This is a genomic window from Pseudoalteromonas sp. A601, from assembly GCF_002165575.1.
GTDB lineage: Bacteria > Pseudomonadota > Gammaproteobacteria > Enterobacterales > Alteromonadaceae > Pseudoalteromonas.
The window spans coordinates 24,233-45,624 of the sequence record NZ_MXQF01000005.1; the positions used below are offsets into that span (position 1 = coordinate 24,233).

The window sequence follows — 21,392 nt, forward strand, 5'->3', positions numbered from 1 at the left end:
TATGACACAAATTAATTTACATGAATTAACCCACCTACAAGCCATCAATAAAAAACTGGTAACGGGTTATCACATTAGTGAACAAGACACCTTAATGTGGCAAGAGCTTGATCAACACATTGAGCAATACAGCGCGCTATTTAGTTCACTCGGCCATGACTTACAACACGATAGCCGCGGCTTTTATTATTTTGCCAGCGACGAAAGCACGCCAAACATGGGCAAAATCTCCCGTGCCATTGCACTCACTGTTTACATATTAATTGAACACTACGCTAATACGGGTAAAGACCCGATGCGTGCACTATTTGATGAAGTAAACGATTTAGAGTTGATGCAAACCTTAGTGCAAATGAACAAACACTTGTTTGATCAGCTCGAGATTTTTTCAGGCTCAGATTTACGTAAAGATGTGTACTTACGTATGATTCGCTTAGGCCTAGCTCGTGAAGTTGAAGGTGGCTTTATGTTGCAAGCCCCTGTTTATCGTTATATCGATGCATTAATGGAAGTTAACGAAGAAACCTACCTAGGTGAGGACGAATAATGAAAAATCTTTACGGCCTCAGTAAACTGGCGCTTTTAAACACCGCAGGTTATGCCAAGTGTGTTATCCCGCTTGATAAAAGTAGCTCCATTTGTGCCCCTAATAACACGGGTAAAAGCTCAGTAATCAATGCCCTGCAATTTCCACTGATCAACGATTTGCGCCTTACCGAATGGGATGGCCATGATTTAGATGAAACCCGTAAGTTTTATTTTTCATCTGATCAATCTTACATTTTACTCGAAGCAAACTTACCGCAAGGCTCTGTGGTCATCGGTGTTGCGGGTCTTGGGAAAATTGCCGGTTACGCCCATCAGTTTTTTTGTTATCAAGGCAAGCTTGAGCTTGAGCAATACACTCAGGGCAAAACCATCATTAAGTTCACTAAGCTGTTTAATCACTTAAAAGAGCAAGGCTTTAACCCAATTGAACTTAAAGCCCAAGAGCTAAACGCTTTACTTACAGGCGGTGCCACGCCGTTTGATGGCGACATTAACTTAAAAATGATCCCGCTGAACAATGTGCAAGATTCAGCAATTTATAAAGAGATATTCCGTCGTATTTTAAACTTACATAAGCTTGGCGCTGCCGATGTTAAACGTTTTATGCTGCGGGTGTTTGAGCGTCATATGTCTAACTCAAAAGTCGATTTTTATGAAGTATGGCGTCGCTCATTTGATAAAGTGAATCGGGCTAAACGTGAATTAAAAGCCCTTGAGTCAATGCAAGAGCCAATCAGCGCCCTTGAGTCAATGCTTGAAAATCAAACCGTTCTCAAAGGAAAACTTGCCGCTTACGCCCCTAAAATTGACCAAGCGCTAATAGACTTTGATACGTACCAAGAGGCACAACTTAGTGAGCTCAATGTTGCCCTTGAGGACATTGAACACGAAAAACATGAGTTTGAACAAAAGCAGCAACTCTACGTTCAGCAATCAAGAGATATTGAGCGTAAACAAACCCAGATTGAACAATGGTTTTTAGACTTTAATGCACTAAAAGCAGAGTTTGAACTGGTTAATATGGCAACGCTAAAAGTAAGCCTTAGTCAGTTAAAACAAGATTATGAGTCACTGTCGCATTCAATAAATAGTGCCCAAGGGCAAAGTTTACATACGCTTGATTACCGTATCAGCGAAACTCAAAAGCAAATTAAAAGTTTAAAACTGCAACTTAAAAACCTTGAATTTAATTTGTTCACCCGAATGCGTGAGGATTTATCGCTCAAAGAAGTGGAAGAAATTTCACGTATTTTAAACCCAGATATTCTCTCGTTAGCCACCACCAGCAGTGGCGATATTGATATTAGCGATGAAGATGCATTTGGCGAATTTTTAACGCAGTTATCTGATAACGTAAAAGGCGGCGTACTTACCCTACCCGGCGCAACCATTAAATTGAAAAAGCTCTCTGTTGTGCAAATGCAAACAGGCGAGAATAAAGAGCAACTGACAGCGCAGCTAAGCGCCCTTGAAAATTCATTAAAAGAATTTAAACAGCAGCGCGAAGTAGCTGCAAATGTTGCTGATAAACAAAAAGAAAAAGATGCCCTATACGATGAGCTAATGAGCTGCGAAAGTGCACTGAAACGCTTTGAGCAATATGAGGTGATGTTGCAGTCAATTGACGCTCAAGCCATGCTGAAAGAGCAGTTAGTCGCCGAGCGCGATCAGGTTGATGAGTACTTACAAGATATTCAAAAAAATAGTGGCTCAATCGCAGACAGACGCTCAATTATTAAATCTAAAAAGGAGCTGATATCACGCCAAGCTGATCGCCTGCGCCAAGTTAAATCTGAGAGAATCGACCATACCCTTGATTTATACAGTGGCAAAGTCACCCCTTATATGATTGATATTCATATCGACTTTGACAACTTGAGCGATTTAGTCCATCACTTTAATAAAGACTGCCAAGAGCTACGTAATTTTGATATCAACGTTCGAAATACCTATTTGCACATTTATAATGCAGGCATCACTAAGTTTGATAACGAAAACGATGAGTTTACTAAATACCAGAAACTGATCAGCGCATTTCATAATATTGATAACGAACGTGATGCAGTTGAGCGTCAAGCCCGTGTTGCACTGACTGAAGTTGCGGCAACCATTAAAGGCTTGCGTGAAGACTTAGACCGCTTGCGCCGCGAAATGAATAGCTTTAATAAAGGCATCAGTCAGCACCGCATTTCAAACCTACAAGCGTTCAAAATTAATGTGATACCGCGCAAAATGCTGGTTGATAGTATTGATACCATTATCAGCACTTCCAATCAGTTTGAGCAAGGCGACACCCTTGATTTATTAAGCCAAGAACCTTACAGCGAAAGCGCAGTGAACGAGGCAAAAGATCACTTGATTCAACTGGCTTCTGATAAAGCAGGTTTAACCCTAACCGACTTATTTGATATTCGCTTTGAAGTGGTTAATCGTGCCGGTGAGACTGAACACTTTGATAAAATTGATTCAGCAGGCTCAAATGGTACTCGTATAACCATTAAACTGTTATGCGGCATGCTGTTTATTCGTTATTTATTAAGCGACCAAGAACAAAACCTTTACCGTATACCTATTTATATTGATGAAGCGGCCGATATTGATCCGCAAAACCAAAAGGCAATTATTGAAACCGCCTTAAGTTTTGGCTTCGTGCCAATTTTTGCTTCAGTTAAACCACAAGTAAGCTGTGACTACATAGTGCCTATTCGCTCAGTAAAAGATGGTGCGCAAAACTGGGTAGACGAAAAAGATTGGATAGAAGTGGAGCATGAATAAGACCAGAGCGACGTTTCTATAAATTAATATATCATTCAGTCAAGGACGACTAAACTGATTAGTACGTATTGTTTACACAAATTACAGGCAAAAAATAACATTTCCTTGAATTCATTCTATGTTATGTTATCCAACGAATAGTCATTAAATTTGCCAAGGAGCAAACTCCATGAAAAATATATTAATTTCAGCTGCTGTATTACTACTTGCAGCCTGTGCAAAAACCCCTGATATTGATTACGACAAATCTGTGGACTTTGGTAACTACAAAACGTTTGCTTGGTTTCCACAAGCGACTTTGGCTAACGCTGATAATTATCAAATCAGCCCATTGATGGAAAAACGTGTGCGTGAAGCGGTAAATACACAATTACAAGCACACGGTATGACACCTGCCGACGAAGCCTCAGCAGATGTATTAATTAACTATCATGCCTCTGTTGATACTAAAGTTGATGTTGATACATTTAAGGTAGGTTATGGCGCACGTTGGAATTACTGGGGTATGGGTTATAACACACAAACAACAACCCATGAATATGATGTAGGTACTTTAGTTATTGATGTTGTTGATCGTGCCTCTAATCAGCTTGTTTGGCGCGGTGCTCGTGAAGGTCGCTTACAGAAAAAACAAACGCCTGAACAGCGTAACAAAGCTGTTCAACAAGCTGTTGCGACTATTCTAAGTGGTTTTCCACCAGAAAAGCTTGCACAATAAACTGCTATAATTAATTTTTAAAAAGCTCACTTTTTAGTGAGCTTTTTTGTATCTGAACAAATTTAATCCATTTTATACTTATACAAAAGATCATGCGGTATATGGCAGTAATCATCGGGGAAGTTAGTTAAGCGATCTTGATGCTCTGGATCGCTTGCAACGTAGTTTATTAATGGTTGCACTTCTACTACGACTTTAACGGCATCATCACGTTGGTTGATATAATCTCGGGCTATAGTTAGGTGTGTTTGCTGTTTACTATAAATAGCTGTGCGGTACTTCGGACCAATATCATCGCCTTGCTTGTTTATACTGTAAGGGTCGATAATTTCAAAAAAGTATTCTATTAAACTGTTGAGCTCAACTTTAGCGGCATCAAAAACCACTCTCACACATTCAGCATAGCCGTCATATTCATCAGTTGTATTATTACTAGTGCCATTCGCACGACCAGCTTCTGTACCGACGACACCAGGTAAATGCTTAATAAACTCTTGTACGCCCCACAAGCAGCCGCCAGCAAAATAAACGGTTTCTAAATTGGTGTTATGTAATGTGTTCATATATTAAACCTATGTGATAGACATGAATGATTATCAAATGCAATTTTCTCTCATTAAGATACAATAGCGCTCTATTTAAAATGCGTACTAACAACGTAATAAATATGATAACAACAAATAATCACACCACTATAATTAAAAGCGCAAAGAGATTTTAACGTGATCAAAACTGTACACCTAGCAATACCAGCCATCTTATGTAATTTTTCAGCACTCACTCTGGCCTCAGATAATACCGATGATATTGAACAAATAACAGTGCACTCCTCTGCCACTGCAAATCAACTCCCAGTGGGTACATTTGATGCACCAGTGTCAAACTTAGAATATGACCCACGTGTTGATTTACAATCACGTAATATGGCTGAGGCACAAGCCGATGTCACAATACGTGGCGGGATTTTTGAAAACACCGGTTTTAGTGTAGGTAGCGTAACGTTATTCGATCCACAATCGGGGCACTACTTTGCTGAAATCCCTATTGCCCCACAAATGCTTAGTGGGGCTAAAATTTTTACTGGCGTTGATAATGCGTTTAATGGCATGAATAGCTCGGTAGGAACGGTTGCTTTTGGGTGGACACCAATCAACACCGGCGGCAGTGCTTCTATAGGCGTTGGTAATAACGACTTTAATCTACAAAGTGTTAATGCAGGCATTAGCACTCCTCTTGAAGGGGTGAACGATTGGCAGTTAGGCTTTCAAGGTGAATATTCGCACTCACAAAGTGACGGTACCATAGAGTATGGCGATCATGACTTTAGTCGCGCCTCAGGACGAGTACAGTTAACTGGCCCACAATCACAAACTGATATTTTTTATGGCTCACAGCAAAAGTTTTTTGGCTGGCCAAATATGTACACCCCTTTTGGTGTAAATGAAACCGAAGACTTAGACACTGAACTGTTTTTGGTTAATCATCAGCAAAACTATGCCGCTGATAGTTCATTTGAAATATCTGCTTATTATCGTAAGAATAACGATCATTATATATATACTCGTGAAAACCCTAGCGCCTTTGAAGCTTTTCATGAAACCGAAGTTAAATCGATTGGTTTTTCAGGACGTCATGCTCAAAATAAATCCTTTGCTTTAAACTACTCGGCTCAATTTATTGAAGACTCAATAGAATCAACCACCCTTGAAAATAACTTTACCTCGCGTAATTATTATAAACTCAGTGTGTTACCTGAATATCAAACAGCTATTGCGAACAATCAGTTACTGACCGTTCGTTTAGGTGCTACCTATGATGATACCAATAGAGATGACTCTGAGCTTTCGTTAATGGGTGATATAAACTGGAACACAGTAAATACTGATGGAACAGAACGCACTGTTTATTTATCGTTTGCGCAAGCAAGCCAAGTGGCAGGTTACACGGCGATTGGCGGCAGTGAGTCAGGTGGGTTATTTAGAAGTAACTATAATTTAGAACGCGAAACCACACAAAATCTAGAGCTCGGTTTGTTACTTGAACAGCAAACTTGGCAATTAAATTCTGCCTTGTTCTATCGACAAGATGACAACTTAACAGACTGGACTTACAGCTTTGACTCTGTGTATGCCCGTGCTGCAAACCCAGTAGATATTGATACTTCTGGCATCGAAATTTTAGCAACTAAACAATTCGATACTGTTGAATTAATAACAAGTTATACTTACCTTCATAAATCAGAAACATATGGCGCAGAAGAAATTGATGCCAGTTTTTATGCACTTAACTTTCCTGATCATCGTATAACACTCGGTGCAGTGTGGACGCCTACTGACATGTTAGAGTTTCGTGTTGATAATGAATGGCGTAAGCAGCATGAAAATGCATTACGCAGTGGCGATGACTCAGCGCTTTTTACCCACTTAACCTTAAAAGTCACACCGACAGGGTTTGATAACTTATTTATAACACTTGCTGCTGATAATTTATGGGGTGAATCGTTTGAAGAAATCCCTGGTACACCAGGTCGCGGTGAACAATATACTTTAAGTGCGACTTATAGTTGGTAAGATAAAAAATATATGTCAAAAACCGCGTTAAAAACGCGGTTTTTTTATAACCAAATAGCAGTAAAAACCTAGGTCATTTGCTCTAATTCAGTTATTAATTGTAACGCTTGGGCATTAGTCGTACCGCACACGTCAATAGCCGCACTAAAATCACTACATACTTTTGGGCGACTTTCATCACCAAACAATTTACATAAGTTATTGTTATCTAACTGAATGCAACGCTCACCGGCTTTTTTACCCTGAGGCATGCCAGGGATTGGAGAGCTAATACTCGGTGCTATACAACACGCTCCGCAGCCTAGCCTACACGCCATTGGTTGTGTATTCATTTTCACCCCTTAATTACCTATTACTGACACTTTGTTACTTATGTAATGCTTTGTTACATCTTCATACGACTTGTAAATACTTTATTCATTATGCTTACCCTGTCACCCAATTATGAGGAAAGCCCTGTGGCTACTAAAAAACAAATAATTCTACCTATTGCCGTACTGGTTGGCGGCATCGCCTTGGCAGCTGGTTTCTCATCAATGAAGCAGCCACCAGAAGAAAAACCAGAACAAGATACTCGCCCTTTAGTCTCAGCTGATGTAGTTCACCTTGATGCCATCAACCTTGATGTAAAATCGTATGGTGTAGTTAAAGCAAAAGACCATACACAGTTAGTTGCTCAGGTTGCAGGACAAGTCGTGTATGTCTCTGAGCAATTTGTTCAAGGTGGATTTGTTAAGCAAGGCGACATTCTAGCACGAATTGACCCAAATGATTATGAAGCTGCACTCATTGAAGCGCAAGCAGGCTTAGCGCAGGCAAGTTCAGCGCTTGAAATTGAACGAGCGCAAGCTCATGTTGCACAAGCTGAGTGGGATCGTATTAAAGATGACTCAAACGAAGTGATCCCTTCTAATCTCTATTTACGCAAACCGCAGCTGGCTGAAAAGCTGGCTCGTTATCGCGCAGCACAAGCAAGTGAAAAACGCGCCAGCCGTAATTTAGAACGCACCTATATTAAAGCCCCGTATGATGCCATTATTTCAGCGCGGGATATTAGCCTTGGCAGTGTAGTCAGCCTTGGTAGTAAATTTGGTGAACTAAGCTCAACATCTATTGCTGAAATCCGTTTACCTGTTGCCGACAAAGAGCTGCAGTACTTAACAAATGGCGGGATCGGTGCAACAGTAACGGTTAATGCCGAATTTGCAGGTAAGCCTACCACTTGGCAGGCTAGCGTTGTGCGCAGTGAAGGGGTGATTGATCAAACAAGCCGCATGAGCTATTTAGTCGCGCAAGTTAAAACACCGTATGCCAGCAAACAACCGCTTCGCTTTGGCTCGTATATAAATGCCACCATCTCAGGGCGCTCATTAGATAATGCTATTGTTGTACCACATCATTTAGTAAAAAATAATAAAATTGCAATACTCAACGATGACCTAACGCTTTCATTCAAAACGCTCAATATTGTGCGTGAACAAAACGGTATGATAATAGCCGATGCTGGTCTAAATGAAGGTCAGCAATTAATTACCTCAGCACTGGAATTTCCAACTGAAGGCATGCAACTGAAACTTAACGATAGTCCTGCTCCTTCAGGCGTAACGCAGCTTGCGTTGAAAGAGGAGTAAGCCATATGACCATTCATAGTGAAAAAGGGCTGATAGCCTGGTTTGCCCGCAACCCTGTTGCAGCCAATTTAATGATGATTTTTATCTTAGTTGGCGGCATCTTAACTGCGTTTTCAATTCGCAAACAGATGTTTCCACAATTTGAAAACAACTGGATCAGTGTACAAGCTGTCTACCCGGGGGCAGCGCCACAAGAAGTTGAAGAAGGTATCACAATCAAGGTCGAAGAAGCGATTGAAGGGCTCGAAGGCTTAAAGCGTAAAATTACCTATTCTAATCGTGGCTATTCTCAAGCATGGATTGAAATAGACGAAAAATACGATACTAAAGAAGTACTCGACGAAATTAAAATGCAGGTTGATTCAATCAATACTTTTCCTGCAGACATGGAACGCCCTATTGTTCGCCATGACAAATTTGAACAAGAAGTCATGATACTCGCGCTGTATGGTGATATGAGTAACTACCAGCTAAAAGAGCTTGGCAATAACATTAAAGACGAGCTACAAGCGTTACCGCAAATAAACCTTGTTGAATTTAATGGTGGTTTAAATTACGAAATTGGTATTGAAGTCAGCCCAGATAAACTACGAGAATACGGACTAACTTTTAGAGATATCTCAAATGCTGTGCGTGCCTTTTCGGCGAATATGTCAGCAGGACAAATCCGTTCTGACAATGGCTATATTTCTATGCGTGTAGAAAAACAAGCCTATCGCGGCAACGAGTTTGAAAAACTCCCATTAATACTTCTCCCTGATGGCGCCCAGATCTTTTTAGGAGATGTTGCAACAATTAATGATGCCTTTGAAGAAGGCTTACAATATTCAAAATATAACGGTAAAAATTCCCTCTCCTTTGAAGTTAATGCATCAAAAGATCAAGACATCACAAAAGTAGCTAAAGTATTAAAGCAGTACCTAGCCGATAAAAAAGATCAGCTGCCTGCTGGTGTAAAACTCTCACCTATTGTTGATTTAACCTACTACCTTGAAGGTCGCTTAGATATGATGATCGACAACATGGTGTGGGGTGGCATTTTAGTGATGGTTGTATTGGCACTATTTTTACCACTTAGATTAGCATTTTGGGTAATGATGGGCTTACCTGTATCCTTCCTAGGTGCTTTTTTAATGATGCCAATGGGCTTTTTAGATGTCACGATCAATTTGGCATCACTGTTTGCATTTATTTTAGTACTAGGAATAGTGGTAGATGATGCCATTGTTGTTGGTGAGTCAGCTAGCGCTGAAATTGAAAAACACGGCCACTCACTCGATAACGTTGTACGCGGCGTAAAGCGTGTCGCTATGCCGGCCACTTTTGGTGTATTAACAACGATTGCCGCGTTTTTACCACAAACCTTAGCAACAGGTCCTGGCGCTGCATTTTCTAAAGCCATCGGTGGTGTAATTATTTTATGCTTAATTTTCTCTTTGATTGAATCAAAGTTAATCCTCCCAGCTCACTTAGCAGCAATGAAAGATCGTAAACCTAATCCTAAAAATCCATTACATCGCTTACGTAAGGTGATGGATGGTGGCTTAAAACGGTTTGTCGATAACTATTACACGCCGTTTATTGCACGTTGTATTCACTATCGTTATACCGTCATCATTGGTTTTGTGTGTGTGCTTATTGTTAGTGGCGGTATGTTTGCCGGTGGCTTAGTTAAATTTGTAGCCAACCCGAAAATCCCTCATGATTTCCCACGAATTTCAGTAGAAATGAACTTAGCCTCTTCTGAGCAAGCAACATTAGAAACTGCTAAAAAAATAGAAGACGTCATCTTAAAAGTTGATCAGCAACTGAAAGAGCAATATGGTACAGCGATGGTACGTGATTTATCAGTAAGCCTTCGCGGTCGTACTAATGCCAGTTTGATGGCTGTGCTTATTGAGCCTGATTTACGCCCTATTGATACCTTTGCACTAAGCGCACTTTGGCGCGAGCAGATGCCACCTCTTCCCGGTGTTAAAACACTCACAATAGAAGACAGCATTATGAATGGCGGCCGTGACGACGGTGATATTAGCTTCCGCCTTGAAGGTAAAGATGCAAAGCAACTTAAAGCAGTAGCAGCTCAGCTAAAACAGAAGTTAAACAGCATGGAAGGTGTTGGTGATGTGAATGACTCAATGCAAAGTGCTACTGACGAAGTTCAGCTTGACTTAAAACCACTGGCTTACAGCATGGGCTTAACCCTTGCTGATGTAGCATCACAAGTAAGCTTTAGTTACTACGGCTTGGAAGCACAACGCATATTGCGTGATGGCGAAGAAGTCAAAGTGATGATCCGCTACCCACAAGAAGCACGTAATTCAATTAGCGATATACAAAGCGTACGTATCATTACACCGAGTGATGTTGAGGTTCCGCTTACAGAAGTCGCAACTGTTAGCCTAGTAGATGGTGTTAACCGGATACGCCGGGAGAATTCAAAACGTACGGTCAACGTATGGGCTGCGGTTAATACGGATAAAGTAGAACCGTTCGCGATTGCACAAGAAATTCGTGATGAGTACTTACCTGCCTTACTGAAAAACTACCCTGGCGTACAAAGTAGTGTTGCAGGGCGTATTCAGGAGGAAATGGACAGTGTTGCAGAGCAAATGCGTGATTTTGCTCTGTCTATGATGATTATATTTGCATTATTAGCAATACCGCTGCGCTCATATTCACAACCTTTTATTATTATGTCTGTGATCCCATTTGGTGTCATTGGTGCCATGTTCGGTCACATGATTTTAGGTATGACCATGAGTGGCCTATCAATTTTTGGCATTATCGCTGTTGCAGGTGTTGTGGTGAATGATTCACTTGTTATGGTTGATTTTGTTAATAAAGCACGCGCAGAAGGCGTCGCAATAAAAGACGCCGTTATGCAAGCGGGTGCACGCCGTTTTAGAGCAATCTTACTCACCTCTATTACTACCTTTATTGGCGTACTGCCTATTATTATGGAAACTAGCTTACAAGCCAAAATTGTTATCCCAATGGCGGTATCACTGGCCTTTGGTGTGCTATTTGCCACTGTTATCACGTTAATTTTAATTCCATGTCAATATGTTGCACTAGAAGATATGAAGCGAGTGATACGTAAATTACGTGGTAAAGAAGCACTGATAGATGGTGCGCCAATTAATAACCAGGAAGATACGAAAGTCAGTCATTCAGCGTTATAAAATTTGTTATCCCAACCATCAAGCCCGGGCTGTTTACAACTCGGGTTTTTTATTGCAAAAAATAAAAAACAAACAAACTGAACACATAAGTGCAACACGAAATGAGTTTACTTTTCATACTAACCACGCTAAAAATTGATTTTAAAGCAAACAATAATAATTAAGGGAAATTATGAGTCACAAAACTAAAATCTGGCTAACTCAGTTATTAGCTATGAGTTTATTTTTTATATCTACAATAAGCTTAGCCGCTAATAAAGCCACAGAAATTGACTCTTTCATACAAGGCTTTCATGAGTTAAAACAATTCAATGGTAACGTGTTAGTGGCTAAACACGGCGAAGTTATTTTCGAAAAAAGCTATGGTTACGCAAACTTTGAATGGGATATTAAAAATACATCACAGACCAAGTTTCGAATAGGCTCGATTACAAAGCAATTCACAGCCCTACTCATTCTGCAATTGGTTCAACAAAACAAAATACAGCTCGATGCACCATTAAGCACTTACCTACCCGACTACCGTAAAGATATTGGCGATAAAATTACCATACGCCAAATCCTTAACCATACTTCAGGCCTAAGTAATTATACTCATGCAAAAGCATTTAGAGATGATTACAGTCGTAACCCTTACAGCGTTGATGAGTTTATAACGCTGTTATGCAGTGATGATTTATTATTTGAGCCCGGTACACAATTTCGCTACAGCAATTCAGGCTATTTTATTTTAGGTGCCGTGATTGAAAAGGTCACTCAACAAGCATACCAAGACGTACTACAGCAGAACATTTTTACCCCGCTGAATATGCATAACACCGGTTATGATTCTCATGAAAAGCTGCTCAAGCAACGTGCATCTGGTTATAACAATAACTTAGACGGTTACACTAATGCCGATTATTTAGATATGTCTATTCCCTATGCTGCAGGCTCACTCTACTCAACCGCACGTGATTTAGTTAAGTGGGATCAAGCACTTTATGCAAATAAGCTAATAAATAAAGAGCTAAAAAAACAAATGTATGCAATTTCTAAACAACGTAATTACGCACTTGGCTGGGAAGTTAATCAACTCGATGCTGATAAATATGGCAAACCACTAACACAAGTACAACATGGCGGTGGTATCGAGGGGTTTAATGCCTTTATTAGTCGTATAGTGGAGGATCAACTACTCATCGTGATTTTAAATAACACCGGCGGAGCTCCGCTCACACCTATGACGAAAGGCCTAACCAATATTGTTTATGGTAAATCTTACGAGGTAGCAACCGAAAATGTTGATAGCATGCTGTTTCAGGCAATAAAAAGTGGTGGCATTAGTGAGTTAAATAAGAAATACGCAGAATTGGTCTCTAGTGGTGATACTCCTCGCGAGCGCTCAATTAATTATTTTGGCTATGAACTACTCGAAATGAAGATGATTAAAGAAGCCATTGCTGTATTTCAACTCAATGTGCAAACAAATCCAGACTCTGCGAATGCCCACGACAGTTTAGCGGAAGCATATTTAGCTGATGGTAACATTGCAAAGTCACTTGAGTTTTATCAACAAACTTTAAAGCTCGACCCTACGAGTGACAATGCATCTCAAGCAATTAAAACACTCAGCAGCAAACTTTAAATCAACATGCACTTGGCTGAAAAAACATCACTCAAGTGCACTTTTTGCTAAAACACCTTTATCAACTAACTGTTGCAACAAACGAGTAGCTTTTTCTCTGCACGCATCTCTTAGCAATCTCACTGCAGGCGTAATGGATTGGCGGCTTGGGCATATCAGCCAAAGCTCGCCACAGGTGTGTTGATAACCAGGCATCAGCGTGATCACGCGCTCATTTAGCAAATCATCCGCAATGTCTAATGCTGATTTGACTGCGATGCCTTTACCAGCAACACACCAACGTCTTACTAAATCACCATCATTGGATGCGCGCTTGCCCTGCATTTTTACTTTGTATTTAGTATCACCATCAGTAAATTCCCAGACATTATTGATTATATCTTGTAACTGATAAAACAGACCTTGGTGCTGGCTAAGTTCGTCTGGGTGCTGAGGGTTACCATGTTGCTGCACGTATTCTTTGGTCGCGCACAGTAAACGTGGCACATTACAAATTTTAAAGCCATACACGTTTGTGTCACTGGGCGAACCATAGCGCAATGCTATATCCACTGAGTCACGATAAAAGTCTATGTTGCTGTCACTGATATGCGCACGTAAGCTTACCTTAGGGTACTTATCCATTATTTCATCAATCCAAGGGATCACTAAGTTACGCCCTAAATCAGACGATAACGCCACTCTGAGCTCCCCCTCAATTTCATCGTGCTCGCCTTTTAAATTTTGCCGCGCGTTTTCAAGCACTACTAAAGCTTGCTCGCATTGTGGTATATATCGCTCTCCTGCTGCTGACAGTCTAAGGTGGCGTGTTGTTCGTACAAAAAGGTCAACACCTAATGCTGCTTCTACACGTTTGATAGCAGCACTTGCTGTGGCGGTTCGCATATCAAGCTTTGCCGCAGCTAAGGTAATACTTTTGAACTCAGCCACTTTCAATATGAGTTTTAAATCATCTAACTGCATATTATCTATTTTATTTTGATAATGATTCAATAATTATGCTGTTTATCAAAAGCAATGCAAGGGCTATTATGCAATCCATAGTAAAACATTCGTTCTAAAACGCTTAAGGATTAACAATGAATCAGCTAACCGTTGTAGCAAATATTGTAGCCCATCAAGACAAAACTGAATTAGTAAAAAACGCACTATTTAAGTTAATTGACGAAACCAGAAAAGAACCGGGTTGCATTCGTTATGAATTGCATCAAGATGTTGATAATTCAAGCCATTTTATAATGTATGAACAATGGAAAACGACTCAGTTATGGTCAGAACATACACAAACTGAGCATATAAAAGCGTATTCAGCCACAGTAGAAGGCGCAATTGCGCATTTTACTATTAATAAATTGACCCTAATTAAGTAAACAGTTTTAAACAGGAAAGAAAAATGACACACCCTATCATTGCAGATTTAGAAGCACGTTATACTGCTAAAAAATACGACTCATCTAAACGCGTCTCTGAGCAAGACTTGGCGGTACTTATTGAGGCTATGCGTCTTTCACCATCCTCTATCAACTCACAACCTTGGAAGTTTATTGTGATTGAATCTGATGAAGCTAAAGAGCGTATGCACAATACTTTTGCTAATAAGTTCCAATTTAACCAACCCCATATTAAAGCAGCTTCGCATACGATTATATTCGCTTACAACCCACACTACACGCGTGAAGATTATGCAAAAGTGATTGATGCTGATATCGCCAATGGCCGTACACCAGAAGAAAATCGCGAGCAAGCATTTGGCGCTTACGCCTTTGTAGATTTAAATACTGATGAAGCTGGTAATAATGCCACTTGGACCAAAGCACAAACTTATATTGCGCTGGGTAACACTATGCACGCAGCAGCACGTTTAGGTATTGATTCAACGCCAATGGAAGGTGTTGATGCAGAGCTTATCGGTGAAGAGTTTAAACAAGAGCTCGGTGGTTATATTTGCGATGTAGCCTTAGTCATTGGCTACCATGATAACGCTGAAGACTACAACGCTAAACTGCCAAAGTCACGCTTAGCACAAGAGCATATTATCAATATTTTATAAATTCAGAAGGCTCATGGGCAACCATGAGCCTTACTCACCTTATTTTAATGAAGTTGTTACACTCACTTCACTCGCTAAGCCTTTATTAATTTTTGCTGTTAGTGTACAAAATGCGCCATTAACTAAACTCATATTAGGTGCAACATGACCTATATCGGCATCAATGATTACTGGAAAAATACACTTTCCAAGAGCAAACTCAATGGCATCATAATAATCAATACCTTGGTAAGGTGATTTAACTAATGCACTTCGTCCTAGTATAATTCCATTAATGTCAGCGAAAACACCATTCAGCTTCAACGCCATTAAACTGCGCGCAACCGCACTCGGTGACAACTCTGCATTTTCTAAATAAAGTACCAGCCCCTCTTGAGCAAACTCTTGTTTAAAGCTGTGTAAGTCTAAATAAGGTGTCGCAAGTAATACATTTAGAGTATCTAAACAACCGCCAAAAAGTCGCCCTGTTAATTCTATCTCACGTTTATCTTTGTAATTTAAACATCGCCATTGGCTAGGCTCTGTTAAATCAAACAATGTATCAGGTTCGTTTGCGTAATCAATCGCCTTGCTTTGGTAAAACTTAGCGGGCTCTTGAATAAACTGCTCCCCTTTAGTAAGGGTCAAAACATCAAATACTTGCAAGCATGCACTATCACTTTCGTCTGGGTGAAGCTGCATTAAATTTGCGGTGTGTAAAGTTGCCCAGCCACAACGTGCTGTTAGTACACACATAAAAGTGCTGATATCTGAAAAACCAACAACCCATTTAGGGCGACACTTTTTAAGTGCACTAAAGTCAATATATTGCAGTATTTCCATCGCTAACTCACCACCCCAAGGTGGCATAACTGCAGCGATAGTATCATCCTTTAAAAATGCCATTAACTCATCTGCGCGGTCTTTGGCTGAATTGAGCTCTCTGAGGCACTGCCCTTCAATAACATCATAACCGCGTGTTTTAAGCCCATGTAGAACTTTATCCAAACGTGGTTGAAATTCAGCATCTACACAGCTTGAGAATGCACAAATTGCAATTTTATCACCTTGTTCCAAAGGTGCAGGAAAAATAATTGGTTCCATAAAACTCCTTGGTAAACTTCTGCGCCACTAAAAATGTAAACTTAATGGAATGGTTTTTACAAGACTCTAAGCTACCGAAATAATCAAGCTGTGTCTAATTTAGCTCACGCATAAAAAAACCGCTGCAGTTACGCAGCGGTTTCTATTAAAACGCAAAGTCAGTAAAGTATTTAAACGTACTCAACCTCGATAACTTCGTATTCAACATCGCCGTTAGGGGTTTTAATGATCACAGCATCATCTGCCTGTTTACCAATTAAACCGCGTGCGATTGGTGAATTTACCGAAATACGATTATTTTTTATATCTGCTTCGTCATCACCCACAATTTGGTACGTTACTTCGGCATCAGTTTCAACATTAACGATTGTTACTGTAGTGCCAAAGATAACTTTACCTGTATTTGGTAATTTAGTTACATCAATAATTTGTACGTTTGAAAGCTTCGCTTCAATTTCTTGAATACGGCCTTCGCAAAAACCCTGTTGTTCACGCGCTGCGTGATATTCAGCGTTTTCTTTTAAGTCACCATGTTCTCGTGCATCTGCTATATCAGCAACGATTTTAGGACGGGTAACTGTTTTTAATTCGTTAAGTTCTTTGCGCAATAACTCTGCGCCACGAACTGTCATCGGAATTGTTTGCATACTTTTCTCACTTAATCCCAAGGCCGAAAAACACGGCCTTGGCACATTTCCTTAGTTCAATCGCTGATGTAGTTCTTGAACTGACGTCACTTTGCTACGGTCATCCGCTTGGTTAGCAGTACAGTTAGCAAATGCCGCATTCAAGGTTGTCGTGTAATTGGTTTTGTTTTGCAATGCACCACGACGCAACACCTTCGAGTCTTCGATCGCTTGGCGACCTTCGGTCGTATTTACGATATAGCTGTATTCTTTATTCTTGATGTTATCAAGAATATGAGGGCGGCCTTCAAATACTTTATTTACACGGCGTACTTCAATACCCGCAGCTTTAAGGGCTTCGGCTGTACCACCTGTAGCATCTATTTTAAAACCAAGATCAGTCATAGTTTTAGCTAGTTCTACAATACGTGGCTTATCGCTATTACGTACCGATAGTAACGCGCGACCGCCGCGTGGTAAAGTATTGCTTGCACCTAATTGTGCTTTTGCGAATGCTTCGGCGAAAGTATCACCAACCCCCATAACTTCACCCGTTGAGCGCATTTCTGGACCACGGATTGGATCAACACCTTGGAACTTAGCAAACGGTAATACAACTTCTTTTACGCTGTAATACGGTGGAATCACTTCTTTTGTGATGCCTTGACTTGCAAGCGATTGACCCGCCATACAACGTGCCGCTACTTTTGCAAGTGCTACACCTGTTGCTTTAGATACAAATGGCACTGTACGTGCGGCACGTGGGTTTACTTCAATTAAATACACTTTGCCATCTTTAACAGCAAACTGTGTATTCATTAAACCAACTACGCCAAGCTCAAGTGCCATATCGGTTACTTGCTTACGCATTACATCTTGTACTTCTTGCGTTAATGAGTGCGCAGGTAATGAACATGCAGAGTCACCTGAGTGAACACCGGCTTGTTCAATATGTTCCATGATACCACCGATAATTACTTGTTCGCCGTCGCAAATTGCGTCAACATCAACTTCAATCGCGTTATCTAAGAAACGGTCAAGTAGTACTGGCGCTTCGTTTGATGCAGATACGGCTTCAGTCATGTAACGACGTAAATCTTGCTCGTCATACACAATTTCCATTGCACGGCCACCTAGTACATACGAAGGACGTACCACTAGAGGAAAACCAATTTCAGCTGATTTAGCAATCGCTTCTTCTGTTGAAGTCACTGTCGCATTTTCTGGCTGTAATAAATCAAGACGTTCAACTAATTGTTGGAAACGTTCACGGTCTTCAGCACGGTCGATTGCATCAGGCGAAGTGCCAATCACTGGCACGCCATTAGCTTCAAGTTCACGGGCAAGTTTAAGTGGTGTTTGACCACCATATTGCACGATAACGCCTTTTGGCTTTTCAACACGTACGATTTCTAGTACGTCTTCAAGCGTAATTGGCTCGAAGAATAAGCGATCTGATGTGTCATAGTCAGTAGAAACCGTTTCTGGGTTACAGTTAACCATGATTGTTTCATAACCGTCATCACGAAGTGCAAGCGCTGCATGAACACAACAGTAATCAAACTCAATGCCTTGACCGATACGGTTAGGACCACCACCGATAACCATGATTTTATCACGATCAGATGGGTTCGCTTCACACTCTTCATCGTATGATGAGTACATGTAAGCAGTATCAGAGCTAAATTCTGCCGCGCAGGTATCAACGCGCTTATAAACTGGCACGATGTTTAACTGATGACGTTTTTTACGAATTTCAGCTTCAGATACACCGGCAATTTCAGCGATACGTGGGTCTGCAAAACCTTTACGCTTTAATTTACGTAGGAAGTCAGCATTTAAGCCTGCCATGCCTACTTCGCTAATTTTTGCTTCGTCTTTTAAGATGTCTTCAATTTGTACTAAGTACCAAGGGTCAATCTTAGTCAGTTCAAATACATCATCAACGCTCATGCCATGGCGCATTGCATCTGCAATATACCAAATACGTTCAGCACCCGGCTCACGTAATTCACGAATGATTTTTTCTTTCGCTTTAGGATCATCTAAGGCAACTATCGGGTTAAAGCCCGTTGCGCCAACTTCAAGACCACGTAATGCTTTATGTAATGACTCTTGTTGGTTACGACCAATCGCCATTACTTCACCAACAGACTTCATTTGCGTTGTTAGACGGTCGTTAGCACCGGCAAATTTTTCAAAGTTAAAGCGTGGGATCTTAGTTACAACGTAATCGATTGAAGGCTCAAACGATGCCGGTGTTTTACCGCCTGTGATATCGTTTTGTAGCTCATCAAGGGTGTAACCTACAGCAAGTTTTGCTGCGATTTTAGCAATTGGAAAACCCGTAGCTTTAGAAGCAAGAGCAGATGAACGTGATACACGAGGGTTCATCTCAATGATAACCATACGGCCATCAACTGGATTAACACCAAACTGTACGTTAGAACCACCTGTTTCAACGCCAATTTCACGTAGTACCGCCATAGAGGCGTTACGCATTAATTGATATTCTTTGTCGGTAAGTGTTTGCGCTGGTGCAACCGTGATTGAGTCACCTGTGTGCACACCCATTGGGTCAAAGTTTTCAATAGAACACACGATAATACAGTTGTCTTTTTTGTCGCGGACAACTTCCATTTCGTATTCTTTCCAGCCAATTAATGATTCATCAATCAATAATTCGCTAGTAGGTGAAAGGTCTAAGCCACGCTCACAAATTTCTTCGAACTCTTCTAAATTATAAGCAACACCGCCGCCGGTGCCACCCATAGTGAAAGAAGGACGAATGATACATGGTAAGCCGATGCGCGTCATCGTGTCGCGAGCTTCTTCCATTGAGTGAGCAATTTCTGCACGCGGACATTCTAAACCGATGTTTTTCATTGCAACATCGAAACGTTCGCGGTTTTCTGCTTTGTCAATTGCATCTGCCGTTGCGCCGATCAGCTCAACGCCGTGCTTAGCCAATACACCGTGCTTGTCGAGTTCTAGTGCACAGTTTAATGCAGTTTGACCACCCATAGTTGGTAGTACTGCATCTGGCTTTTCTTTTTCAATAATTTTTTCAACAACTTCCCAGTGAATTGGTTCGATGTACGTCGCATCAGCCATTTCAGGGTCAGTCATAATTGTTGCTGGATTTGAGTTAACTAAGATAACTCGATAACCCTCTTCTCTAAGTGCTTTACACGCTTGAGCACCAGAGTAGTCAAATTCACAGGCCTGGCCGATTACAATCGGGCCAGCGCCTAGGATAAGAATGCTTTTTAAATCGGTACGTTTTGGCATTATTACTCCAGTTTAATTAGTTGTTACGCGCTTGCATCAGGTCGATGAAGTGGTCAAATAATGGGGCTGCATCATGCGGGCCTGGGCTTGCTTCTGGATGACCCTGGAAGCTAAACGCTGGCTTATCGGTGCGATGAATACCTTGTAATGTGCCGTCAAATAACGACTTGTGCGTTGCACGAAGGTTAGCTGGTAAGCTTGCTTCGTCAGCAGCAAAACCGTGGTTTTGTGCAGTGATCATTACAACGTCACGGTCTAAGTCTTTCACAGGGTGGTTACCACCGTGATGACCAAACTTCATTTTTGCGGTTTTTGCACCCGATGCTAATGCTAATAATTGGTGCCCTAAACAAATACCAAATATTGGCATGTCTGTTTCTAAAAAGGCTTTAATTGCATCAATTGCGTAAGTACACGGCTCTGGGTCGCCGGGGCCATTTGATAAAAAGATACCATCTGGATTTAAGGCTAACACGTCTGCTGCCGAGGTTTGTGCAGGCACAACGGTTAGTTTACAACCACGATCTACTAACATACGTAAAATGTTACGTTTTACACCGAAATCGTAAGCTACAACGTGAAACTTTTCATCAGCCGCATCTAAGGTTTTAAACCCTGCGCCTAATGTCCAGCTTGATTCACGCCACTCAAAATTTTCCTTGGTTGAGACTACTTTTGCTAAATCCATGCCTTTTAAGCCAGGGAAGGCTTGCGCAGCTGCGAGCGCTTTGCTTTCATCGATATCATCACCTGCAATAATACAGCCGTTTTGAGCACCTTTATCGCGCAAGATACGCGTCAATTTACGGGTGTCGATATCTGCAATACCTAAGATATTGCGTTGTTTTAAGTAATCATCTAACGATTGCTCGTTACGGAAATTACTTGCTAGCAGTGGCAAATCACGGATCACTAGGCCTTTCGCCCAAATGTGACCCGCTTCTTCGTCTTCGCTGTTAGTACCCGTATTACCAATATGTGGGTACGTCAAAGTTACGATTTGTTCCGCGTATGAAGGGTCGGTCAGGATTTCCTGATAACCAGTCATAGACGTATTGAATACTACTTCACCGACTGACATGCCGTCAGCGCCGATTGCAGTACCGCGAAACACTGTGCCGTCTTCTAGAACTAACAGAGCGGATTTAGTCAAGTTAACCTCCTAACAGTAAAAAACGGGAGTAAAGTCATTTGCTTTACTACCCGTTTATAGCGATTGGAAACACGCAATTATGAATTTTTGGCAAATTGGCGCTATTCTATAGTAATTTACGCTTTAGGTCTAAC

The 21,392-nt window shown here is 41.0% G+C and carries 16 protein-coding genes; 9 read left to right on the plus strand and 7 right to left on the minus strand.

The window, feature by feature from the left end:
* Position 1 precedes the first annotated feature (1 nt).
* The 3 genes from B5G52_RS05160 to B5G52_RS05170 all read left to right on the plus strand — a co-directional run bounded on the left by B5G52_RS05160 (position 2) and on the right by B5G52_RS05170 (position 4,042).
* Positions 2–547 (plus strand): hypothetical protein, encoded by a 546-nt coding sequence (locus B5G52_RS05160; protein WP_087531640.1) that lies wholly within the window; start codon positions 2–4, stop codon positions 545–547.
* Positions 547–3,324: an ATPase gene (locus B5G52_RS05165; protein WP_087531641.1), complete on the plus strand. Its 2,778-nt coding sequence runs from the start codon at positions 547–549 to the stop codon at positions 3,322–3,324. The genes B5G52_RS05160 and B5G52_RS05165 overlap by 1 nt, the downstream gene beginning before the upstream one ends.
* Before the next feature lie 169 nt (positions 3,325–3,493).
* A complete protein-coding gene (locus B5G52_RS05170; protein WP_087531642.1) occupies positions 3,494–4,042 on the plus strand; it encodes a DUF4136 domain-containing protein in 549 nt (182 codons plus the stop codon).
* A gap of 62 nt (positions 4,043–4,104) precedes the next feature.
* Here B5G52_RS05170 and B5G52_RS05175 read toward each other — a convergent pair whose 3' ends face one another.
* On the minus strand, positions 4,105–4,605 hold the full coding sequence (locus B5G52_RS05175) for a peptide-methionine (S)-S-oxide reductase (protein WP_087531643.1): 501 nt from the start codon (positions 4,603–4,605) through the stop codon (positions 4,105–4,107).
* Between the two features lie 159 nt (positions 4,606–4,764).
* Here B5G52_RS05175 and B5G52_RS05180 point away from each other — a divergent pair, with 159 nt between their 5' ends.
* The gene (locus B5G52_RS05180; protein ID WP_087531644.1) at positions 4,765–6,612 is read left to right on the plus strand and encodes a TonB-dependent siderophore receptor; all 1,848 of its coding nucleotides are present in this window, start codon (positions 4,765–4,767) and stop codon (positions 6,610–6,612) included.
* A gap of 68 nt (positions 6,613–6,680) precedes the next feature.
* Here B5G52_RS05180 and B5G52_RS05185 read toward each other — a convergent pair whose 3' ends face one another.
* Entirely contained in the window at positions 6,681–6,944 is a 264-nt protein-coding gene (locus tag B5G52_RS05185; protein ID WP_087531645.1) for a YkgJ family cysteine cluster protein, read from the minus strand.
* Positions 6,945–7,070: 126 nt separating this feature from the next.
* Between B5G52_RS05185 and B5G52_RS05190 the strand changes: the two genes are divergently transcribed.
* From B5G52_RS05190 to B5G52_RS05200, 3 genes are all read left to right on the plus strand, one after another.
* The gene (locus tag B5G52_RS05190) at positions 7,071–8,243 is read left to right on the plus strand and encodes an efflux RND transporter periplasmic adaptor subunit (RefSeq protein WP_087531646.1); all 1,173 of its coding nucleotides are present in this window, start codon (positions 7,071–7,073) and stop codon (positions 8,241–8,243) included.
* A 5-nt stretch (positions 8,244–8,248) separates the two neighbouring features.
* Positions 8,249–11,428 carry an efflux RND transporter permease subunit gene (locus B5G52_RS05195; RefSeq protein WP_087531647.1) on the plus strand — a complete coding sequence of 1,060 codons (3,180 nt, stop codon included), beginning with the start codon at positions 8,249–8,251 and terminating at the stop codon, positions 11,426–11,428.
* Positions 11,429–11,600: 172 nt separating this feature from the next.
* The gene (locus tag B5G52_RS05200) at positions 11,601–13,055 is read left to right on the plus strand and encodes a serine hydrolase (protein ID WP_087531648.1); all 1,455 of its coding nucleotides are present in this window, start codon (positions 11,601–11,603) and stop codon (positions 13,053–13,055) included.
* 27 nt (positions 13,056–13,082) lie between these two features.
* Here B5G52_RS05200 and B5G52_RS05205 read toward each other — a convergent pair whose 3' ends face one another.
* A complete protein-coding gene (locus B5G52_RS05205; RefSeq protein WP_087531785.1) occupies positions 13,083–14,018 on the minus strand; it encodes a LysR family transcriptional regulator in 936 nt (311 codons plus the stop codon).
* Between the two features lie 116 nt (positions 14,019–14,134).
* On the opposite strand from B5G52_RS05205, the gene B5G52_RS05210 reads away from it, so the two are divergent.
* Together B5G52_RS05210 and B5G52_RS05215 are read left to right on the plus strand one after the other, a co-directional pair.
* Entirely contained in the window at positions 14,135–14,425 is a 291-nt protein-coding gene (locus B5G52_RS05210) for a putative quinol monooxygenase (RefSeq protein ID WP_087531649.1), read from the plus strand.
* Positions 14,426–14,448: 23 nt separating this feature from the next.
* Positions 14,449–15,105: a nitroreductase family protein gene (locus B5G52_RS05215; protein ID WP_087531650.1), complete on the plus strand. Its 657-nt coding sequence runs from the start codon at positions 14,449–14,451 to the stop codon at positions 15,103–15,105.
* A 39-nt stretch (positions 15,106–15,144) separates the two neighbouring features.
* On the opposite strand, the gene B5G52_RS05220 is transcribed toward B5G52_RS05215, so the two are convergent.
* The 4 genes from B5G52_RS05220 to carA all read right to left on the minus strand — a co-directional run bounded on the left by B5G52_RS05220 (position 15,145) and on the right by carA (position 21,258).
* A complete protein-coding gene (locus tag B5G52_RS05220) occupies positions 15,145–16,188 on the minus strand; it encodes a S66 peptidase family protein (protein ID WP_087531651.1) in 1,044 nt (347 codons plus the stop codon).
* Between the two features lie 170 nt (positions 16,189–16,358).
* Complete coding sequence (gene greA / locus B5G52_RS05225; protein WP_087531652.1) at positions 16,359–16,835, minus strand: transcription elongation factor GreA; 477 nt, start codon at positions 16,833–16,835, stop codon at positions 16,359–16,361.
* Positions 16,836–16,886: 51 nt separating this feature from the next.
* Positions 16,887–20,105 carry a carbamoyl-phosphate synthase large subunit gene (carB, locus tag B5G52_RS05230; protein ID WP_087531653.1) on the minus strand — a complete coding sequence of 1,073 codons (3,219 nt, stop codon included), beginning with the start codon at positions 20,103–20,105 and terminating at the stop codon, positions 16,887–16,889.
* 16 nt (positions 20,106–20,121) lie between these two features.
* Positions 20,122–21,258: a glutamine-hydrolyzing carbamoyl-phosphate synthase small subunit gene (gene carA / locus B5G52_RS05235; RefSeq protein WP_087531654.1), complete on the minus strand. Its 1,137-nt coding sequence runs from the start codon at positions 21,256–21,258 to the stop codon at positions 20,122–20,124.
* Between the last annotated feature and the right edge of the window lie 134 nt (positions 21,259–21,392).